Here is a 17,377-nt window from a genome sequence, read left to right as displayed (position 1 = left end):
GTTGTCGATTGATCCTGCGCCGATTACTAGGATATTCGTAAATCGGCGCCGGCCTTTGAGTGTAGTAATCGGGATCGCGCGTGTAATGCATGGTTTTCCCTGCCTGCGGCGCCGCACAAGCCGCCGCGCGCGTGGGTGCGCTTTCCCTTTTATCGACTGCCTGCTGCACTGCCTTTACTGCCTTCCCTGCTGCTGCGAATCTGCTGCGATTCTGTTGCGATGGCAACAAAAAAGGCACCTCAATCGAGCGTGCCTTTTTTGTGTTTCGTGCTTCATTCAACCGGCGCTCAATCGCCGGCGAGCTTCCACTTGCCGCCGACGATCTCCACCATCACGCGGGCACGCTGGTCGAGACCCGCGTGGTCCGTCGCGCTCATGTTGAAGATGCCGTGCGCGCCTGCCACGTCATGCGAGTTTTCGAGTGCGGCGCGCAGCGCTTCGCGGAAGGCCTTCGAGCCCGGCTGCCCCGCTTTCAGCGCGACCGGAATCGCCTGCTGGAGCAAAAGGCCCGCGTCCCACGCATGACCTCCGAACGTTGAGATCGAGCCTGCGCCATAGGCCTTTTCATAAGCTCCCTTATACGCAAGCGCCGATTGCTTCACGGGATTCGAATCCGGCAATTGATCGGCGACGAGCAGCGGCCCGGCGGGCAGCCAGGTGCCGTCGCAGTCCTTGCCGCACACGCGCAGGAAGTCGTTGTTGGCCACGCCGTGGGTCTGGTAGTACTTGCCCGCGTAGCCGCGCTCCTTGAGCGTCTTCTGCGGCAGCGCGGCCGGCGTGCCCGCGCCTGCGATGAGCACGGCGTCGGGGTGCTGCGAGATCATCTTGAGCACCTGGCCCGTGACCGAGGCATCGTTACGCGCGAAGCGTTCGTTCGCGACGACCTTGATGTTCTGTTTGGCAGCGGCCGCGCTGAATTCCTTGTACCAGCTCTCGCCATAGGCGTCCGCGAAGCCGATGAAGGCTACCGTCTTCACGCCTTGCGCCGCCATGTGCTGTGCGATGGCGCCGGCCATCAGCGCGTCGTTCTGCGGCGTCTTGAAGACCCACGAGCGCCTGGCATCCATCGGCTCGACGATCGAGGCCGCGGCGGCCATCGAGATCATCGGCGTGGACGTTTCCGCGGCGACGTCGATCATGGCGAGCGAGTTGGGCACGACAGTCGAGCCGATCAAGCCGTCGACATGATCTTCGCTCGTGAGCTTGCGCGCGTTCTTCACCGCCTGGGTGGAATCCGTGGCGTCGTCGAGCACGATGTAATCGACTTTCTGGCCCGCGATTTCCTTCGGCAGCAGCGCAACCGTGTTCTTTTCCGGAATCCCGAGCGAGGCAGCCGGCCCCGTCGCCGACAGCGTCACTCCGATCTTCACATCTGCATACGCCCCGCCGGCCGTCGCCGCGAGCACCCCGGTCGCGACGCAAGCCGCCCCCATCCAACGCAAAACCGACTGCATCTCCACTCCTTCGATATTCGTTTTCTTTATTGCTACGGATTTGTGGCGCACCGCGGCCGATTACCTCATACGCAAATCGATAATCGGCTGCGGGAAATCAACGCAAAAATGCTGACCGCATGGTCGGTGATTGGCGAGTGTAGCGGTCTGCGTATTCAGATGGCAAGCGCTTTCCATTTGCTTACAGTGAGCAGGATTCCGCGCTCGCTTTGCGTAACGTGCAAACGCTTGTGCAGCGGGCGAAGCCGGCCGCGTGGCCTGATTTGCGTAATTTGGGAAGGGATAATCGACGCGTGCGAAGGTGCGTAAGTCAAACGCCTCGCAGCGGATAAAATGTAATCGGCTCGTCGTTGAAAACAGGCGCGCAGAAATATAAAAAGCGCTGTTGGACTCTCATCCAACAGCGCTTCCTTGTCCGGGCACTTGGTGCCTCAGTTGTCTCCTCGTTCTCCACCTGCAAATTCGGTGCATCAGAACTAGGTGCAACTTTAAACTTCACCCCCCTCTGCAGCAACTAGCATTTACCCTAGTGGTGCAGTGCGGCACCGAAATGGGGCGTTGCTACACAGGTTTGTCGCACGGCGGGCCGCCTCGGCATGCCGCAACGCGACATCTTTGCGCGGGCTATGCCAGCTCAGGCCGGCGGGCGACCATTCTATCGTAGTCCAGAGCAGTCCTGGCATACCCGGCAGTCACGCGCGCAGGGGCCGCACGCGCGCCACGATCTCGCCGACGATGCCGCGCCGGAACGCCAGCACGCAGGCAATGAAGATGAGGCCCGTGACGATCGTTGTGGACTCACCGAGTGAGCGGAACCACTCCACACCCGTCCCTCTCGCGAGCGCCGTGCCGATGTCGCCCAGCCGGTCCTCCAGCGCGACGATCAGCGTCGCGCCGAGCAGCGGCCCGAACAGCGTGCCCATGCCGCCCACGAGCGTCATGAGGATCACGAGGCCGGACATGGTCCAGTACGCGTCGCCGAGCGTTTCGAAGCCGAGCACCAGTACCTTGAGCGCGCCGGCCAGACCCGCGAGCCCCGCCGACAACACGAACGCGAGCAGCTTGAAGCGGTCGGTGTCGTAGCCGAGCGAAACGGCGCGCGGTTCGTTCTCCTTGATCGCCACGAGCACCTGCCCGAACGGCGAATGCACGATGCGCACGATCAGACCGAACGCGAGCACCATCACGACGAGCACGACGTAGTACAGCGTGAGATCGGAACCGAGCGAGAGTACGCCGAACAGCTTGCCGCGCGGCACGCCTTGCAGACCGTCTTCGCCGTGCGTGAACGGGGCCTGCAGGAACACGAAGTAGACCATCTGCGCGAGCGCGAGCGTGACCATCGAGAAGTAGATGCCCTGCCGGCGAATCGCGAAGATGCCGACCACGAGCCCGAGGACCGTGGCCACCACCGTGCCCGCGAGCACGCCCACCTCGGGCGTGAAATTGAGCGACTGGATCGCATAGCCGGCCGTATAGCCCGCGCTCGCCAGAAACATCGCGTGGCCGAACGAGAGCAGGCCCGTGTAGCCGATCAGCAGGTTGAACGCCGCGGCGAACAGGGCGAAGCACAGCACCTTCATCACGAAGAGCGGATAGGCGCCGGCAAACGGCGCGACGATCAACCCGAGCAGCAACAAACCATAGAGCGCTTTTCTTTGCATCATCGTTCCTTGCCGAAGAGACCAGCGGGGCGAATCAGCAGCACGATCGCCATAATCACGAACACCACGGTCGCGGAGGCCTCGGGCCAGAAAACCCGCGTGAAGCCTTCGATCACGCCGAGCATGAGGCCGGTGAGGATCGAGCCCATGATCGAGCCCATGCCGCCGATCACGACCACGGCGAACACGGTGATGATCATCGGCTGGCCCATGAGCGGCGACACCTGGATCACGGGCGCGGCGAGCACGCCCGCGAACGCCGCGAGTGCGACGCCGAAGCCGTAGGTGAGCGTGATCATGAGCGGCACGTTGATGCCGAACGCCTCGACGAGCTTGGGGTTCTCGGTGCCCGCGCGCAGATACGCGCCAAGGCGTGTCTTTTCGATCACGAACCAGGTCGCGAAACACACGGCAAGCGAAGCCACCACCACCCAGGCGCGATAGTTGGGCAGATACATGAAGCCGAGATTGGTCGCGCCGGCGAGCAGGTCGGGCACATCATAGGGCTGGCCCGACGAACCGTAGATCGAACGGAATACGCCCTCCACCACGAGCGTGAGGCCGAAAGTGAGCAGGAGTCCGTACAGATGATCGAGCCGGTAGAGCCAGCGCAGCATGGAGCGCTCGATCAAGACACCGAACAGGCCGACCACGAGTGGAGCGACGACGAGCATCACCCAGTACGGCAGATCGAAGTACGCGAGCCCCATCCACGTGAGCATCGCGCCCAGCATGAACAACGCGCCGTGGGCGAAGTTGATCACGTTGAGCATGCCGAAGATCACCGCGAGACCGAGGCTCAGGATCGCGTAGAACGAGCCGTTCACGAGCCCGAGTAGCAACTGGCTCAGCATTGCCGGAAGCGGAATGCCAAAAATCGTCATGAGAGCCGCCCATTGACGCATTAACGGATTACACAATCATGCCGCGCCCGGCGCACCCACCTTGGGGCGCCGGGCGCGGCATCCGACTGCAGCATTTACGCGCGCGCGCTTACTTCCACAGCGCGCACTTGCTCTCCTGCTTCGTCGTATAGGCCTGCTCACCCGGGATCGTCTGCAGCACCTTGTAGTAGTCCCACGGCTTCTTCGACTCCGACGGCTTCTTCACCTCGACGAGATACATGTCGTGGATCAGCACGCCGTCCTGGCGGATGTAGCCGCCCTTGGTATAGAAGTCGTTGACCTTGGTCTTCTTGAGTTGCTCCATGACCTTGTCGGAGTCCGTCGTGCCGGCCGCCTGCACCGCCTTCAGATAATTCGTCACCGCTGAATAGTCAGCCGCCTGCAGTTCCGACGGCATCTTCTTCGTCTGGTCGAAGTAGCGCTGCGCCCACTTGCGCGTGTCGTCGTTCTGGTCCCAGTACCAGCCGGTCGTCAGCACGAGGCCCTGCGTGGTGTCGAGCCCGAGGCTGTGTACGTCAGGCAGGAACATCAGCAGCGCCGCGGTCTTCATCGTCTTGTTGATGCCGAATTCCTTCGCGGCCTTGATCGCGTTGACCGTGTCGCCGCCCGCATTCGCGAGGCCGAGGATCTGCGCCTTCGAGGCTTGTGCCTGCAGCAGGAACGACGAGAAGTCCGACGCCGAGAGCGGATGGCGCACTTCGCCGAGCACCTGGCCGCCGTTCGCCTTCACGACGTCCGCGGTGTTCTTCTCGAGCGACTTGCCGAACGCGTAATCGGCGGTCAGGAAGAACCAGCTCTTGCCGCCCTGCTTGAGCACCGCGAGGCCCGTGCCCTTCGCGAGCGCGACCGTGTCGTAGCCGTAGTGGACCGTGTACGGCGTGCACTGCTCGTTCGTCAGGGCGTCCGTGCCCGCGCCCGTGTTGAAGTACACCTTCTTCTTCTCTTGCGCGACCTGGTTCATCGCCAGCGCCGTTGCCGAGTTCGTGCCGCCGAGCAGCATGGTGAGCCCGTCACGGTCGAACCATTCGCGCGCCTTCGAAGCGGCGATGTCGGCCTTGTTCTGGTGATCGGCGTACTCGATCTGGATCGGCTTGCCGAGCACCTTGCCGCCGAAGTCCGCGACCGCCATCTTGATCGCCGTGAGGCCGCCCTGGCCGTCGTCGTCGGCGTAGAGGCCGGACATGTCCGTGATGAAGCCGATCTTCACCGCGTCGTCGGCGGCCTGCGCGCTCCCCGCGCTGAACGCCATCGCAGCTGCCGAGGCGGCAAAAAGGCCCGCGAGCCGCGCGAACGTGGTTTTCTTCATTGCAGTCTCCTTCCTTGGTTGCGTAATTATTCAGGAACACTCCATGAACGCTGGAGGCAAAGCGATTCGCGCGGCACGGTTGCGTCGCGCAGCAAACCAGACCAAAAGATTAAACGCCCAGCAGGTCGTGCAGCACCGGCATCTTCCCCTCGAGCTCGGCAGTGCCGAAATGCTCGACGATGCGCCCGTGCTCCATCACGTAAAAGCGGTCCGCGAGCGGCGCCGCAAAACGGAAATTCTGCTCGACCATCACGATCGTGTAGCCGCGCGACTTGAGCGTGAGGATCATGCGCGCGAGCGTTTGCACGATCACCGGCGCGAGACCTTCGGATATCTCGTCGAGCAGCAGCAGGTTCGCGCCCGTGCGCAGGATGCGCGCCACGGCCAGCATCTGCTGCTCGCCGCCGGAAAGCCGCGTGCCCTGGCTGTTGCGCCGTTCGGCGAGATTGGGAAACATCGCGTAAATCTCGTCGAGCGACATGCCCTCCGCCAACTTCGCCCCTTTCGCCCCGATGTGCGGCGGCAGGAGCAGATTCTCTTCGCACGAGAGACTCGCGAAAATGCCGCGCTCCTCGGGGCAATACCCCACGCCGCAGTGCGCGATGCGATAGGTGGGCATCTGGATGGTCTCGCGCCCGCCAATCCGGATCGAGCCCGTGCGCCGGCCGGTGAGCCCCATGATCGCGCGCAGCGTCGTCGTGCGCCCCGCGCCGTTGCGCCCGAGCAGTGTCACGACCTCGCCGCGCCCGACGGACAGATCGACACCGTGCAGGATGTGCGACTCGCCATACCACGCCTGCAGCCCCGCAATCTCGAGCGCCTTCGCGCTCTCGGTCGCGCCGGCGGCCGCAGTCGTTTCGCGTTCGGTGACCGTATTCATGCGTGCGCCCCCGTGAGCGCCGCGTCCGCACTGCCCATATAGGCCTCGGCGACGAGCGGATTCTTCGAGACTTCGGCGTAGCTGCCTTCGGCGAGCACCTCGCCGCGCTGGAGCACCGTGATGGTGTCGGAGATGCCGGCGATCACGTTCATGTTGTGCTCGACCATGAGGATCGTGCGACCGCTCGATACCTTCTTGATGAGCGCCGTCACGCGGTCCACATCTTCGTGACCCATGCCCTGGGTCGGTTCGTCGAGCAGCATCAGCTCGGGCTCCATCGCCAGCGTCGTGGCGATTTCCAGCGCGCGCTTGCGGCCGTAGGCGAGCTCGACCGTGGGCACGTCGGCGAAATCGGTGAGGCCCACCTGCGTGAGCAGATCCATCGCGCGATCGTTGAGCTCCGCGAGCGTGCGTTCGCTCTTCCAGAAGTGGTACGCGGTGCCGAGCGAGCGCTGCAGCCCCACGCGCACGTTCTGGAGCGCCGTGAGGTGCGGAAACACAGCCGAAATCTGGAACGAGCGGATGATGCCGCGCCGCGCGATCTGCGCCGGCCGCTCATGCGTGATGTCGATGCCGTTGAAGACGATGCGCCCCGCGCTGGGCACGAGGAATTTGGTGAGGAGATTGAAGCAGGTGGTCTTGCCTGCGCCGTTCGGTCCGATCAGCGCATGGATCGAGCCGCGGCACACGCGCAGGTTCACGCCGTTCACGGCCGTGAAGCCCTTGAACTGTTTCGTGAGGTCGCGCGTCTCCAGAATCGTGTCGCCGAGAATCATGTCCCCTTCCGAGCGTGGTAAGGCGTAACACTGCAGACCGTCCGTGACGCGTGGTGCACGATGAGGTCCGGCGCGGACGTGGCGGCGCGCCTCCCGATGCGCGCAACGCGCGCCTGCCGACTTTCGCGTCATTGTCTCGCCAATGATGCAGCGCAATCATTGGGATTTGCACTTAAGGGAGCGCCACAAGGACAGCGAACATTACACCCGGCAGTTGACGACAGTACGATGAAAGATGCGCACACGTTAGGCGCACGATCGCCGCCAACCTGTAGCTCACAGACGTACAGAAACACGCGAGCGGAAGCGCTTCCGCTCGCGTCCCAAATAGTCTTCGAATCGACGCTATCTTGCGCGCCGCTCCATGCCCTCAGGCGGTCGTCAGCGTTGCACCGGCGGCGGCCTCCGTTTGCGCACGCGCGCCCTCGCGGCGGTCGGCGCGCAGCATCTCGGCGGCGCGCTCCGCAATCATCAGCGTCGGCGAATTCGTGTTTCCCGAAGTAATGGTCGGCATGACCGAGGCGTCCACCACACGCAGGCCCTCCACACCGCGCACCCGCAGGCGCGCGTCGACCACGGCGTCGGGGTCGTCCGCGCGGCCCATGCGGCAGGTGCCGACCGGATGAAAGATCGTCGTGCCGACGTTGCCGGCCGCCTCGCGCAGCTGCTCCTCGGTCTGAAACGCGAGCCCCGGCAGGATCTCGTGCGGCTGGTAGCGCGCGAGCGCGCCAGAAGCCGCGATGCGCCGCGTGAGCCGGATCGAGTTGGCCGCAACGCGCAGGTCGTGATCGGTCGCAAGATAATTGGGCGCGATCACGGGCGCCTGCGACGGGTCAGCCGAAACGGCATGGATACTGCCGCGCGACGTGGGCCGCAGATTGCACACCGAGGCCGTGAACGCGTTGAAGCGATGCAGCGGCTCGCCGAAGCGGTCGAGCGAAAGCGGCTGCACGTGATACTGGAGGTCGGCCCGCGTGAGCGCGGGATCGCTCGGGTCCGACTTCGCGAACGCGCCGAGCTGCGAGGGCGCCATCGACATGGGCCCGCTCTGGAAGAACGCGTACTGCATGCCGATCATCAGCTTGCCCCACCAGTGCGCGGAGGCCATGTTGAGCGTACGCACGCCGCTCACGCGAAACGCCATGCGCAATTGCAGGTGGTCCTGGAGATTCTCGCCCACGCCGCGCAGATCCTGCACGACGCCAATACCGAGCTGCGCGAGCCGCGCAGCGTCGCCGATGCCGGAAAGCTCGAGCAATTGCGGCGAATTCACGGCACCGGCGCTCAGGATCACTTCACAACGTGCCCGCGCGACGTAGTCGACGTCGCCGCGATACTCCACGCCCACGCAGCGCTTTCCTTCGAATATCACGCGCTGGGTGAGCGCGCCGGTGACGACCGTGAGGTTGGGCCGCTTCATTGCCGCACGCAAGAACGCCTTCGACGCATTCCAGCGCACGCCGCGCTTCTGGTTCACTTCGAAATAGCCCACGCCGCTGTTGTCGCCGCGATTGAAGTCGTCGGTGGCGGCAATGCCCTGCTCCTGCGCGGCGTGCGCGAACGATTCGAGAATCTGCCAGCGCAGGCGCTGCTTCTCCACGCGCCATTGGCCGCCCGCGCCGTGAAACTCGCTCGCGCCACCGTGATGGTCTTCGCTGCGGCGGAACACGGGCAGCACGCTGTCCCACGACCAGCCGGCATCGCCGGTCTCGCGCGCCCAGTTGTCGTAGTCTTCGCGCTGGCCACGCATGTAGATCATGCCGTTGATCGACGACGAGCCGCCCAGCACACGCCCGCGCGGGTACGAGAGCGAGCGGCCGTTGAGGCCTTTTTCGGCGGCGGTCTTGTAGAGCCAGTCCGTGCGCGGATTGCCGATGCAGTACAGGTAGCCCACGGGAATGTGGATCCAGTGATAGTCGTCCTTGCCGCCCGCCTCGATGAGCAGCACGGAGACGTCCGCGTCTTCGGTCAGGCGATTGGCGAGCACACAGCCCGCGGTGCCCGCACCAACGATCACGTAGTCGAATTCGCCTTCGAGGCGGCGCGCGGCCTGGGCTTCACTCGGTGCAGGCATGATGTGTCTCCAGCGATGACTGCTCTCTTCATGTTGTATTTTTTGAACTGCGATTGCTGCGCCGGACGGCATCGAACGCTTCGGATTCCTGTCGAACCGCCCGGCTCCCGCCCGCCTACTTCGCCACCGGCATGGTGAATTCCGCACCCTTGGCGATGCTGTCGGGCCAGCGCTGCATGATGCTCTTGTAACGCGTGTAGAAGCGCACGCCTTCCTCGCCGTAGGCGTGGTGATCGCCGAACAGCGAGCGCTTCCAGCCGCCGAACGAGTGCCACGCCATCGGCACCGGAATCGGCACGTTGATGCCCACCATCCCCACCTTGATCTGGCGCGAGAAGGCGCGCGCGACGCCGCCGTCCGAGGTGTAGCACGACACGCCGTTGGCGAATTCGTGCGCGTTGATCAACTCGACGGCGCTGGCGAAATCGGGCACGCGCACGACCGACAGCACCGGACCGAAGATCTCTTCCTTGTAGATCGTCATGTCGGTTTTCACGTCGTCGAACAGCGTGCCGCCGAGGAAGAAGCCGTCCTCGTGACCGTCCACCTTGTGGCCGCGCCCGTCCACGACGAGCTTTGCGCCCGCCGCCACGCCCGCCTCGATATAGCCCTGAACTTTCGCGCGATGCACGCCCGTGACGAGCGGCCCCATTTCCGAGGCGCCGTCCATGCCGCTGCCGATCTGCAGCGCCTTCACGCGCGGCGTGAGATGCTCGACGAGTTCGTCGGCGATATGGCCCACGGCCACCGCCACCGAAATCGCCATGCAGCGCTCGCCGGCCGAGCCGTAGGCCGCGCCGATCAGCGCATCGACGGCCTGGTCGAGATCGGCGTCGGGCATCACGACGAGGTGATTCTTGGCGCCCCCCAGCGCCTGCACGCGCTTGCCGTGCTTCGTGCCTTCCGTGTAGATGTACTCGGCGATCGGCGTCGAGCCGACGAACGACAGCGCGGTGACGTCGGGATGCGCCAGCAGCGCATCAACGGCCACCTTGTCGCCGTGTACGACGTTGAACACGCCGTCGGGCAGCCCGGCTTCCTTGAGCAGTTCGGCAAGCCGCACCGAAGCGGAAGGATCGCGCTCCGAAGGCTTCAGCACGAACGTGTTGCCGCAGGCGAGCGCGATCGGGAACATCCAGCACGGCACCATCATCGGGAAGTTGAACGGGGTGATGCCCGCCACGACGCCCAGCGGTTGGCGCAGATTCCAGTTGTCGATGCCGCCGCCGATCTGGTCGGTGAAATCGGTCTTCAGCAGATTGGGAATGCCGCACGCGAACTCGACCACCTCGATGCCGCGCATCACCTCGCCCTTCGCGTCGGAGAACACCTTGCCGTGTTCGCGCGTAATGAGTTCGGCGAGTTCGTCGTGATGCTGGTCGAGCAGATCCTTGAACTTGAAGAGGATGCGCGCGCGCTTGATGGGCGCCATCTCCGCCCACGCGGGAAAGGCGGCCTGCGCGGCGGCAACGGCGGCGTCGACCTCCGCCACGGTGGCGAGCGGCACGCGCGCGCTCACTTTGCCGAACGCCGGATTGAAGACGTCGCCATGCCGCTCGCCCGTTCCAGCCAGCGGCTTGCCGTTGACGAAGTGCGTCAGCATGCGTACGCCGGCTTCGTTTTGATGTGTCTCGCCCATGGGTGTGCCTCTTTTGTCGTGAAGCCTCGATCCAACTAGCGTAATCGCGAGGCTGGGGCGCGATCCAATGATTAATGCTCAACAGCGATATAAGGCGGTTTAATATCAGGAGATGGACCTGACCTTGCTCCGAGCGTTTGTCACGGTCGCGCGCGAGGGCAACCTCACGCGCGCGGCGACCCATCTGCATCTCACGCAGCCGGCCGTGAGCCTGCAGATCAAGCATCTGCAGGAGGCGCTGGGCGTCACGCTCTTCACGCGCACCTCGCACGGCCTCGCGCTCACACGCGACGGCCAGGCGCTGCTGCCACACGCCGAACGCGCGCTCGCCGCCGCCGGCGACGTGCAGCGCGCCGCTGCTGCACTGCGGCACGAAGTCCGCGGGCGCTTGCGTATCGGCACGATTCTCGATCCGGCATTCCTGCGCCTCGGCGGCTTTCTGCGCCAGCTCGTCGAAACCTGGCCGCAGATCGAAACGGCGCTGCGCCACGGCATGTCGGGCTGGGTGCTCGACCAGGTGCGCTCGCGCGAGCTCGACGTGGGCTACTACATCGGCCAGCCCGCCCCCGACCCCGACACCTTCCACGCCATCACGCTCACGCGCTTCCAGTACCGTGTGCTCGCGCCCGCGGGCTGGAAAGACCGCGTGAAGGATGCGCACGACTGGCGCGCACTTGCCGCGCTGCCGTGGATCTGGACTCCGCCCGCCTCCGCGCACAATCGCCTGCTCACCACACTCTTCGAGGCCGCGCACGCGAGGCCGGTGAAGGTGGCCGAGGTGGACCAGGAGCCGTCGATGCTCGATCTCGTGAAGTCGGGCGTGGGTCTCACGCTCGCACGCGATTCCACGGCCCTTGCCGAAGCGCACGCGCACGGGCTCACCATCGTCGAAGGCGTGACGGTGCCCACGGAACTCACCTTCGTCACGCTCGCCGCGCGGCGCGACGAGCCCACCATCGCGTCGGCGCTCAAGGCGATCGAAACGCAGTGGGCGATATGAGCCGCGCTCATGAAGAGGCACGTGCGCCGTTCATGTCTGACGTAAGCGCCGACCTGGTCGCGTAACAGCGCTGTCACACAAGTTTTGATAGATTGGGAATTCGCTCCGCGTTTTCGGCACGCCCACGGGTGTGTTCACCCTGCGCGGCGCGTTTCCCGCTTCTCCCATCGTTCCCCTTGTTCTCTTCGTTCGACAGGAGCCTTGCATGGCCCGCAACATCGAAATCAAAGCCCGCGCCCGTCAATTCGACGCCCTGCGCGATCGCGCTTCCCAGCTCGCCACCGAAGCGCCGCTGATCTTTCGCCAGCAGGACTTCTTCTATGACGTACCGCGCGGCCGCCTGAAGCTGCGCCAGTTCGACGACGGCACGCCGCCCGAGCTGATCTTCTATCAGCGCGACGACCGCGACGGCCCGAAGGCCTCGTACTACACGCGCAGCCCCGTCACGAATGCCGAGGCCATGCACTCGCTGCTCGCCACGGCGCTCACCACGCGCGGCATCGTCTCGAAGGAGCGCCACGTGTATCTGGCTGGCCGCACGCGCATCCACCTGGACCGCGTGGATGGTCTCGGCGACTTCGTCGAACTGGAAGTGGTACTCGGCCCCGAGGACGACGAGCAAGGCGGCGAAGCCGAAGCGCACGCGATGTTCGCGAAGCTCGGCGTGGACGAAAGCGATCTCGTCGCGGTAGCTTACGTGGATCTGCTCAATACGGCCAACGCGGCCTGACATCTGAAATTGGCCAAGCGGGCCCTTGCGGCCCGCTACGCCTTCCCTCCCATGCCACTCACGCCGCCGGCGCGCCCGGCTCCAGATGCCCGAGCGGCAGCGGCCCGTTGCGCTTGAACGTGGTGAGCACGATGTTCGAGCGCACGCTGTCCACGCCTGGCACGCGCATGAGCTTCTTCATGACGAAGGTCGACAGCGCGTTCAGATCGGGCGCGACGATGCGCAGCAAATAATCGGCGTCCCCCACCACGGCGTGGCATTCGAGCACTTCGGGCAGCACGTCGATCTGCTGCTGGAACTGCTCGATGATCGAATCCCCATGATGCTTGAGCTTGAGGCTCGTGAACGCGGTCACGCCCAGCCCGAGTTTTTCGGGGCGCAGTACCACGCGATAGCCGTCGATCACCCCCGACGCCTCGAGGCGCTGCAGCCGCCTGCCGATCTGCGAGGGCGAGAGCGGCACCTGCTCGCCAAGCTGCTGATGGGTGGCGCGGCCAAAGCGCTGCAGTACGTCGAGCAGCGCCAGATCGAAATGGTCGAGTTCAAGCATGAATTGAATCCGCATTAATTGACTATATTGTGCTCGATTATTGCATATTCCAGCCGCAACCCATGGAGTACGCGCACATGCCGCGCGCCACCCGCTCTAGACTTGCATGACAGCAAGCCTTTTTAGTGGAGCGTTACGAACATGGCCGCCGCCACCGCGAAACTGCAGGAGCAGTTCGACGCGGGTCTCACCACCCGTCCCGATTTCACGATCGACCAGCCGCTCGAGCGCTACGGCGCGGCCGATCACGCCGTCTGGGACCAGCTCTACCGGCGCCAGCGCGCCCTGCTCGAAGGCCGCGCCTGCAAAGCCTTCCTGGAGGGCGCCTTGCGCATCGGCCTGAATGTTGCCCATGTTCCGTCCTTCGCGCAGGTGAGCGAGCGCCTGATGGCCGCAACCGGATGGCGCATCGTGGCCGTACCGGGCCTCGTGCCCGAGCGCATTTTCTTCGAGCACCTGGCGAACCGGCGCTTTCCGGTCACCTGGTGGATGCGCCGTCCCGATCAGCTCGACTATCTGGAGGAGCCCGACTGCTTTCACGACCTGTTCGGCCATGTCCCGTTGCTCACCGACCCCACTTTCGCCGATGCGATTCACGCCTACGGGCGCGCCGCGCTCGCCGTCGAGGAACGCGCGTTGCCGTTGCTCGCGCGGCTCTACTGGTACACGGTGGAGTTCGGCCTGATGCACGACGCGAGCGCCCCCAACGGCGTGAAGATCTACGGCGCCGGCATCGTCTCGAGCAAGGGCGAAACGCTCTACAGCGTGGAGAGCCCGGCGCCCAACCGGCTTGGGTTCGACCTCGACCGCGTGCTGCGCACGCGCTATCGCATCGACACGTTCCAGAAGACCTACTTCGTGATCGATTCGTTCGCCCAGCTTTTCGACGCGCTGGGCGCGGGCATTGCTGCGCGTCTGGCTGATCCGGCGGCGCTCATCGCGGCGCAGCCTCACGCTGCAGGCGACGTGCTGCACAGCGACACGATCCTCACGCGCGGCACGCGCGAGGGCTGGCTCGACGACGGCGACGTCTGACCGACACGCGGGCTTTGCGCCGCAGCAAGCGCGCGTTCCTTGATGCGAGCGCTCGCACGCGTGCCCCAGACGTGAAAAAATGGCTGATCGGCTCACGGCTCACGCCCGGCCTCAAGCTCAATACAGGTGCAATGATGATCAATCGACTCACATCCGAAGAGCGCGCATCCGAACTCGCCGACCTGCGCGGCTGGCAGGCCGTCGCCGGCCGCGATGCGATCCAGCGCCATTTCCGCTTCGCCGACTTCAACGAAGCGTTCGGCTTCATGACGCGCGTCGCCATCAAGGCGCAGGAAATGAACCATCACCCCGAGTGGTTCAACGTCTACAACCGTGTGGAGATCACGCTTTCCACCCACGAAGCCGACGGCCTCACCTCGCGCGACATCGAACTCGCGCGCTTCATCGATTCGATCGCGCCGGGGCCGCTCAGCGCATAAGCAGCGGTACTAAGCATGGGTACGCTGTGCGCACGGCGAATGCACACAACGAGCGCACAGCGCGCCGTGAAAGCATAATGCAGGGTACCGGGCCTTCAAACCTTCAGCTTTGAAGGCTATTCTTGATGGATACGTAAGACTCCCAGGCAGCGCGGGCAATCGGGTCTAAACGTTCCGGTGATATGGTGTTCTGACGCTGTACAATCAGCAGCGCATAAGGCTTGGAGAGCGCACTCGCCTCCTGGCACAACGCGAGTTCATCGCCAATCGAAGGCGAGCGGTTGCGCCAGAAGTTGATCGCGGCTTCGAGTTCGGTGATCGAAATATCGGACATGTGGATCGTGATCGCGCAACCGTCGGGCTGTGCCTCGAGGCCAGCAAGCGACGCTTCGCGAACTGCGTGCCTGAACGCTAAACCCATTGTACTTGAGCGAATCCCATGCGACTCCTTCTGATCGAAGACGACCGCCCTATCGCACGCGGCATCCAGTCCAGCCTCGAACAAGCCGGCTTTACGGTCGACATGGTCCACGACGGCATCTTCGCCGAACAGGCCCTCACGCAAAATCGCCATGAGCTCGTGATCCTCGATCTGGGGCTGCCGGGAATCGACGGCATGACGCTGCTTTCGCGCTTTCGCCAAAGCAACCGGCATACGCCCGTCATCGTGCTCACCGCGCGCGACGAACTGAACGACCGCGTCCAGGGCCTGAATTCCGGCGCCGACGACTACATGCTCAAGCCGTTCGAACCGGCCGAGCTCGAAGCGCGCATTCGCGCCGTGATGCGCCGCAGCGGCCCGCACGGCGACGTGCCGCGCCCCGAAGTGTCGCTCGGCGGCGTGCGCCTGTCGGGCGTCGATCGCCGCATCTTCAACGACGACAAGCCGCTCGAACTTTCGCCGCGTGAATTCGCCGTGCTCGAAATGCTGCTGCTGCGGCACGGCCGCGTCGTGAGCAAGGCGCAACTGCAGGACCACCTCACGCACTTCGGCGGCGACCTCGGCGACACCGCGATCGAAGTCTACGTGCACCGCGTGCGCAAGAAGCTCGAGAACTGCCGTGTCGAGATCGTCACGGTGCGCGGCTTCGGCTATCTGCTGCAGGAAATCCGCCAGGCGGCCTGATCCGCCTCGCTTTCCGGGCCAGCCAACGGCGGCGGAGCAATCCGCCGCCGTTTGCGCTTGATGGCGCCGGCTTTGGCGTCTCACTGGCACTTCAGCCGCCACGCCCGCGGCCCGCGTACAATGGATCGGTCCCGTGCCGCGCACGCCGCCGCACCCACGATTCATCATTCGCCCCGAAGCCATCATGTCCTCACCGGCCGCAACGAGCCTGCGGCGCACGCTGTTACGGCGCCTCGCCGCCCCGCTTTCGCTCCTCGCGCTGATGAGCGGCCTGATCGCCTATTGGCTCGCCTGGCAGTACACGCAGCACGTGGTCGACCGCTCGCTCGCCGACCTCGCCACGGCCATTTCCCGCCAGATCCAGATCGCCGGCGACGATGCCGCCAATACCGTCCCGCCGCTCGCGCAGGCGATGTTTTCCGACCCCGTCGAGCACCTCGTCTATCGCATCAGCAACGGCGAAACGGAGATCGCGGGCGACCATGACCTGCCGCTGCAGGGCACCAACGTGCGCCGCATGCACTACGCGTACGTGTTCGAAACGATCTATCAGGGCGTAACCGTGCGCGTCGCCCAGGTGCGCGTGCCGCAAGCGCACGGCAATCCGATCGTCGTGGAAGTCGGTCAGCCGGTGCATCATCGCTTTCGCATCGCAGCCGAATTTCTCGTCGCGATCATGATGCCGTTGCTGCTCCTGCTGCTCGCCGGCTGGGTCATCGTGTGGCGCGTGGTCAACCAGCAGCTCAACCCGCTCACCGCGCTCGCCGACTCGCTCAACCGCCAGACGCACACGTCGCTCGAACCCGTGGACGAGACCTACGTGCCGGTCGAGATCCGTCCGCTCACGGGCGCGCTGAACGCGCTGCTCGGCCGCCTGAAGACCGCGCTCGACGCGCAGCGCAAGTTCATCGCCGACGCCGCCCATCAGCTGCGTACGCCGCTCACCGCGGTGAAGCTGCACGCCGAGCAGGCCGTGAACGCACGCGAGCCACAGAAGGTCACCGACGCGGTGCGCGAACTGCGGGCGGCCGCCGATCGCGCGGTGCGTCTGTCCAACCAGTTGCTCTCGCTCGCGCGCGCGGAGCCGGGTGAACAGGCCGCGCGCTTCGTCGATATCGACATGGCCGCGCTCGCCTTCGAGACGGGCGCCGAGTGGGTGCCGCGGGCGCTGGCGAGCCACGTCGATCTCGGCTTCCAGCGCCTCGACGACCCCGAAAACGACACGCCGCTGATGGTGCGCGGCAACCCCGTGCTGCTGCATGAGGTCATCGCGAATCTGCTCGACAACGCGCTCAAGTATTTGCCGCCCGCGCGTCTCGAAGGCGCGCGCATCACCGTCACCGTTTCGCAGTCCTCCGCGGAAGGCATGCCGATGGCCGAGATCGTCGTGGAAGACAACGGCGGCGGCGTGCCCGCTTCGCAGCAGGCGGATCTCTTCAAGCGCTTCTTCCGCGGCGACGGCCAGAGCGAAAGCGGTGTCGATAGCGGCGCGGGCCTGGGCCTCGCGATCGTCCACGACATCATGACGCTGCATCGGGGCAGCGTGCATTACGAAGACGCGCCGGAAGGCGGCGCGCGCTTCATCGTGCGCGTGCCGCTCGCGCATCGCGGCGCGCCTGGCGGCAAGGACGCCAAAGACCGCAAGGACAGCAAGGAGGCCGCCGCGCTCGAGGCCGCAAATCTGCGTACGGACGAGGCCGGCGAGCCGCCGCGCGAGAACAAACCGAGCCACCAGGCGAGCGTCGATCTCTGACGCTGCAGGTGCCGGGAAAACGACAAGGGCCGCTCATGCGGCCCT

General features: G+C 64.9%; 16 protein-coding genes. 6 read left to right on the top strand and 10 right to left on the bottom strand.

From position 1 onward, the window contains the following. Positions 1-287 precede the first annotated feature (287 nt). From AB4Y40_RS21740 to AB4Y40_RS21705, 8 genes are all read right to left on the bottom strand, one after another. A complete protein-coding gene (locus AB4Y40_RS21740) occupies positions 288-1,454 on the bottom strand; it encodes an ABC transporter substrate-binding protein (protein ID WP_368689519.1) in 1,167 nt (388 codons plus the stop codon). A 692-nt stretch (positions 1,455-2,146) separates the two neighbouring features. Then, positions 2,147-3,118, bottom strand: coding sequence for a branched-chain amino acid ABC transporter permease (locus tag AB4Y40_RS21735; protein WP_368689583.1), 972 nt, complete (start codon positions 3,116-3,118; stop codon positions 2,147-2,149). Further along, positions 3,118-4,002, bottom strand: a complete 885-nt coding sequence (locus AB4Y40_RS21730; RefSeq protein ID WP_342920302.1) for a branched-chain amino acid ABC transporter permease — start codon at positions 4,000-4,002, stop codon at positions 3,118-3,120. The genes AB4Y40_RS21735 and AB4Y40_RS21730 overlap by 1 nt, the downstream gene beginning before the upstream one ends. Before the next feature lie 109 nt (positions 4,003-4,111). After that, a complete protein-coding gene (locus AB4Y40_RS21725; protein WP_069264469.1) occupies positions 4,112-5,329 on the bottom strand; it encodes an ABC transporter substrate-binding protein in 1,218 nt (405 codons plus the stop codon). 109 nt (positions 5,330-5,438) lie between these two features. Continuing rightward, entirely contained in the window at positions 5,439-6,209 is a 771-nt protein-coding gene (locus tag AB4Y40_RS21720) for an ABC transporter ATP-binding protein (protein WP_368689518.1), read from the bottom strand. Then, on the bottom strand, positions 6,206-6,985 hold the full coding sequence (locus AB4Y40_RS21715) for an ABC transporter ATP-binding protein (protein ID WP_028203291.1): 780 nt from the start codon (positions 6,983-6,985) through the stop codon (positions 6,206-6,208). Before AB4Y40_RS21715 ends, AB4Y40_RS21720 begins: the two co-directional genes overlap by 4 nt. Positions 6,986-7,355: 370 nt before the next feature. Beyond that, positions 7,356-9,059, bottom strand: coding sequence for a GMC family oxidoreductase (locus tag AB4Y40_RS21710; RefSeq protein ID WP_368689517.1), 1,704 nt, complete (start codon positions 9,057-9,059; stop codon positions 7,356-7,358). 115 nt (positions 9,060-9,174) lie between these two features. Further along, entirely contained in the window at positions 9,175-10,698 is a 1,524-nt protein-coding gene (locus tag AB4Y40_RS21705) for a CoA-acylating methylmalonate-semialdehyde dehydrogenase (RefSeq protein ID WP_368689516.1), read from the bottom strand. Positions 10,699-10,810: 112 nt separating this feature from the next. On the opposite strand from AB4Y40_RS21705, the gene AB4Y40_RS21700 reads away from it, so the two are divergent. Then, positions 10,811-11,698 (top strand): LysR family transcriptional regulator, encoded by an 888-nt coding sequence (locus AB4Y40_RS21700; protein WP_368689515.1) that lies wholly within the window; start codon positions 10,811-10,813, stop codon positions 11,696-11,698. Between the two features lie 205 nt (positions 11,699-11,903). Then, positions 11,904-12,428, top strand: coding sequence for a class IV adenylate cyclase (locus tag AB4Y40_RS21695; RefSeq protein ID WP_368689514.1), 525 nt, complete (start codon positions 11,904-11,906; stop codon positions 12,426-12,428). Between the two features lie 58 nt (positions 12,429-12,486). On the opposite strand, the gene AB4Y40_RS21690 is transcribed toward AB4Y40_RS21695, so the two are convergent. Next, positions 12,487-12,978: an Lrp/AsnC family transcriptional regulator gene (locus tag AB4Y40_RS21690; RefSeq protein WP_028203286.1), complete on the bottom strand. Its 492-nt coding sequence runs from the start codon at positions 12,976-12,978 to the stop codon at positions 12,487-12,489. 141 nt (positions 12,979-13,119) lie between these two features. Between AB4Y40_RS21690 and phhA the strand changes: the two genes are divergently transcribed. Next, complete coding sequence (gene phhA, locus AB4Y40_RS21685; RefSeq protein WP_368689513.1) at positions 13,120-14,013, top strand: phenylalanine 4-monooxygenase; 894 nt, start codon at positions 13,120-13,122, stop codon at positions 14,011-14,013. A gap of 86 nt (positions 14,014-14,099) precedes the next feature. Further along, positions 14,100-14,453, top strand: coding sequence for a 4a-hydroxytetrahydrobiopterin dehydratase (locus AB4Y40_RS21680; RefSeq protein ID WP_368689582.1), 354 nt, complete (start codon positions 14,100-14,102; stop codon positions 14,451-14,453). A 103-nt stretch (positions 14,454-14,556) separates the two neighbouring features. Here AB4Y40_RS21680 and AB4Y40_RS21675 read toward each other — a convergent pair whose 3' ends face one another. After that, positions 14,557-14,787 carry a DUF3717 domain-containing protein gene (locus AB4Y40_RS21675; protein ID WP_069264749.1) on the bottom strand — a complete coding sequence of 77 codons (231 nt, stop codon included), beginning with the start codon at positions 14,785-14,787 and terminating at the stop codon, positions 14,557-14,559. Between the two features lie 105 nt (positions 14,788-14,892). On the opposite strand from AB4Y40_RS21675, the gene AB4Y40_RS21670 reads away from it, so the two are divergent. Then, positions 14,893-15,579: a response regulator transcription factor gene (locus tag AB4Y40_RS21670; RefSeq protein WP_027815974.1), complete on the top strand. Its 687-nt coding sequence runs from the start codon at positions 14,893-14,895 to the stop codon at positions 15,577-15,579. Between the two features lie 184 nt (positions 15,580-15,763). Continuing rightward, complete coding sequence (locus AB4Y40_RS21665) at positions 15,764-17,332, top strand: sensor histidine kinase (RefSeq protein WP_368689512.1); 1,569 nt, start codon at positions 15,764-15,766, stop codon at positions 17,330-17,332. Positions 17,333-17,377: the final 45 nt, after the last annotated feature.

It is taken from the genome of Paraburkholderia sp. EG287B (genome assembly GCF_040965595.1).
In the GTDB taxonomy this organism is placed as follows: Bacteria; Pseudomonadota; Gammaproteobacteria; order Burkholderiales; family Burkholderiaceae; genus Paraburkholderia.
Note: the sequence above shows the minus strand (reverse complement) of the source record. Positions and strands in the feature narration are given on the sequence as shown.